The organism is Streptomyces sp. (assembly GCF_035563135.1).
Classification (GTDB): domain Bacteria; phylum Actinomycetota; class Actinomycetes; order Streptomycetales; family Streptomycetaceae; genus Streptomyces.
This window is the reverse complement of record NZ_DATMVN010000629.1, coordinates 1-2517: the sequence shown is the minus strand read 5'-3', so window position 1 is coordinate 2517 and position 2517 is coordinate 1. Positions and strand designations below refer to the sequence as shown.

General features: G+C 74.9%; 2 protein-coding genes. Both read right to left on the bottom strand.

Annotated elements, in window-relative coordinates:
• Positions 1–1582 (bottom strand): cation acetate symporter (locus VN520_RS28105; RefSeq protein ID WP_325749761.1); only part of this gene is annotated, 1582 nt, incomplete at its 3' end.
• Positions 1583–1909: 327 nt separating this feature from the next.
• Positions 1910–2517, bottom strand: a 608-nt coding sequence (locus VN520_RS28100; RefSeq protein ID WP_325749760.1) for a helix-turn-helix domain-containing protein, incomplete at its 5' end; no start/stop codon positions are given.

Genomic DNA, 2517 nt, shown 5'->3' with positions numbered 1-2517 from the left:
GTACGGGCGCCCGGCGGGCCCGGTGGCGATGCCGGTCCTCCGGTGCCGCGTCCGGGTCCCGGGCCGATCCCAGCAGCCCGAGGAGGAATCCCGCCGGGATGGTGACCAGGCCCGGGGTCTGGAGCGGGAAGATGCCGAAGTCCCACTCCGGGAAGAACGCGACGGGTGTGCCGGAGAACGCCGGCGACAGGGCCATGAGGATCCCGATCAGCGGAAGCGTCCCGTACACGGTCCACCGCACCCCGCGGGCGTTGAAGCCCGGCCGGAACAGGGCGTACAGCAGGACGGGCGGCAGGACCGAGGCCGCCGCCGCGAAGGACAGGGAGAGCAGCACCTGGGGGTTGCGGTCATGGGTGTACGCCGAGAGGAGCACGGCGAGCGCCCCGATCCCGACGACGGCCGAGCGGGCGCGCCGGATCTCCCTGCCGGAGGCCCTTCCCTCTCCCTGCGCACCCGACTTCGCCGTGAAGTCGCGGGCCAGGGACGAGGCCGCGGCCAGGGTGATCCCGGCGACCGCGGCCAGGGTGGTGGCGAACGCCGCGCAGGCCACGAGTGCGAAGAGCGGACTGTCGCGCGGCCCGGCAGCACCGGGGTCCAGGGCGCTGGTCACCATCAGCAGGGCGGTGCCGCCGGCCGGATCGGCGGCGTGCAGCAGGTCCCGGCCGATCAGCGCGGAGGCGCCGAGCCCGACGACGACGATCCCGCCGCACAGCAGGGCGACGGGGCTCACGGCCCAGAGGCCGGCCCGGCGGGCGGTCCGGGCGTCACGGACCGGGTGGAGCCGCATCATGATGTGCGGCATGCAGGCGGCGCCGAGCACGAGGGTGGCCTGGAAGCCGATCAGGTCGAGGCTGCCTGCGAGTCCGTGGCCGAACTGCAGCCCGGGGCGCGCGTAGTCGCCGCCCGCCTTGCTGCCTGCCTGCGCGGCGTCGAAGAGGGCGAAGGGGGACCAGTCGAAGCGTGCGAGGACGAGCCCCGCGAGCAGGGTGACCGTTCCCAGGACGACGGCGACCTTGAGGATCTGGATGTAACCGGTGCCCCGCATCCCGCCGAACGCCGAGTAGCAGACCATCAGCGCGCCGCTGGCGACGGTGCAGCCGGTGAGCGCACCGTCGGGCAGCCCGAACATGGCCGTCATCACGCGGCCTGCGGTGGTGAGCTGGACGAGCAGCAGCGGGGCGAGCACGACGAGGGTGGCCACGCCCAGCGCACGGCGTACGGAGTTGTCGCCGAGCCGGTCGGCGAGGAAGTCGCCCGTGGTGAACACGCCTTTGCGGCGCAGGCGTTCGGCGAACAGGCGCATGACCAGGGCCAGTGAGGCGACCGTCGCCAGGGCGAAGAGCAGCCCGTCGAAGCCGGCGAGCGCGACGGACCCGGTGGTGGAGAGCAGTGTGGCGGCGGAGACGTAGTCCCCGGCGATGGCCAGCCCCGCGCCGACGGGACCGAGGGTGGCGCCGCCCGCGTAGAAGTGCTCCGGATCGTCCTGGTCGGCCGCGGCGAGTCCGCACAGCAGCAGGGACACGGCGACGAAGCCGAGGAAGATGACCACGGCCAGGGAGCGGGCGTCGATCGCGCCGCTCACCGGGTTCGCTCCGCCGGCACGGCTCCGCAAGGGGCAGCTGAAGACATGCGCGCCATGGCAGCAGCCGGAGCATGGGCGGCACAGGGGGTGGAGGAAGGGCGCTGCGCCGGTACAGCCCGCCCGGCGCGGGACTGTGCGACGGCACAGTCACGCCGGGGGACGGATCTCCGGTTCCGGAAAGGGGAGGGGCGGATTCCTGCGGCCCGGCACCCTCGGCCCCGCTCCGCCCTGCACCACCGGGTCCCGTCCCGCCCCGCCAGGGACGGCCCCGCCACGTCCCGCTCCGTCAGGGACGGCCCCGCCACGTCCCGCCAGGGACGGCCCCGCTCAGTCCGCCAGCAGCCGCCGCGCCGCCAGTGCCAGGGAGACCTCGACCGCGTCCGAGGGCCGTGTCAGGCAGCGCCCCGTCAGCTGCTCGAAGCGCCGCAGCCGGTTCAGCACGGTGTTGCGGTGGCAGTAGAGCTTCGTCCCGGCCCGCTGCGCCGAGCCGTCCGAGTCGAGCCATGCGGTCAGTGTCTCGATGATCACGTCACGGTCCGCGGGGTCGAGCCGGTCCAGCGGCCCGAGGACCCGGTCGGCGAGCGCCGTCCCGAGGCCGGGCGAGGACACGACGAGCGCGGCGGGCAGGTGTTCGTCGAGCAGGATGGTGCCGCCTGACGCCGGACAGGCCCGCAGCGCCGTCTCGGCGAGGCGCCGCGCGTCGCCGACGGAGGCGAGTCCGTCGACCACGGAACTGATGCCCACGCGGGTGCCCGAAGGCACCGTCAGACCGGCCGCGAGTGCGGCGAGTTCGCCGTCACAGACCGCGTCGGGCCCGGGGGCCGGCGCGTCCTGCGTGTCGCCACCGGAGCGCGGCTCCGCCTCGGCGGCCACCGGGTCCGTCCCCAGCGGCAGGACCGCCAGCTCCACGTCCCCCGCCGAGTGCCAGAGCGCGG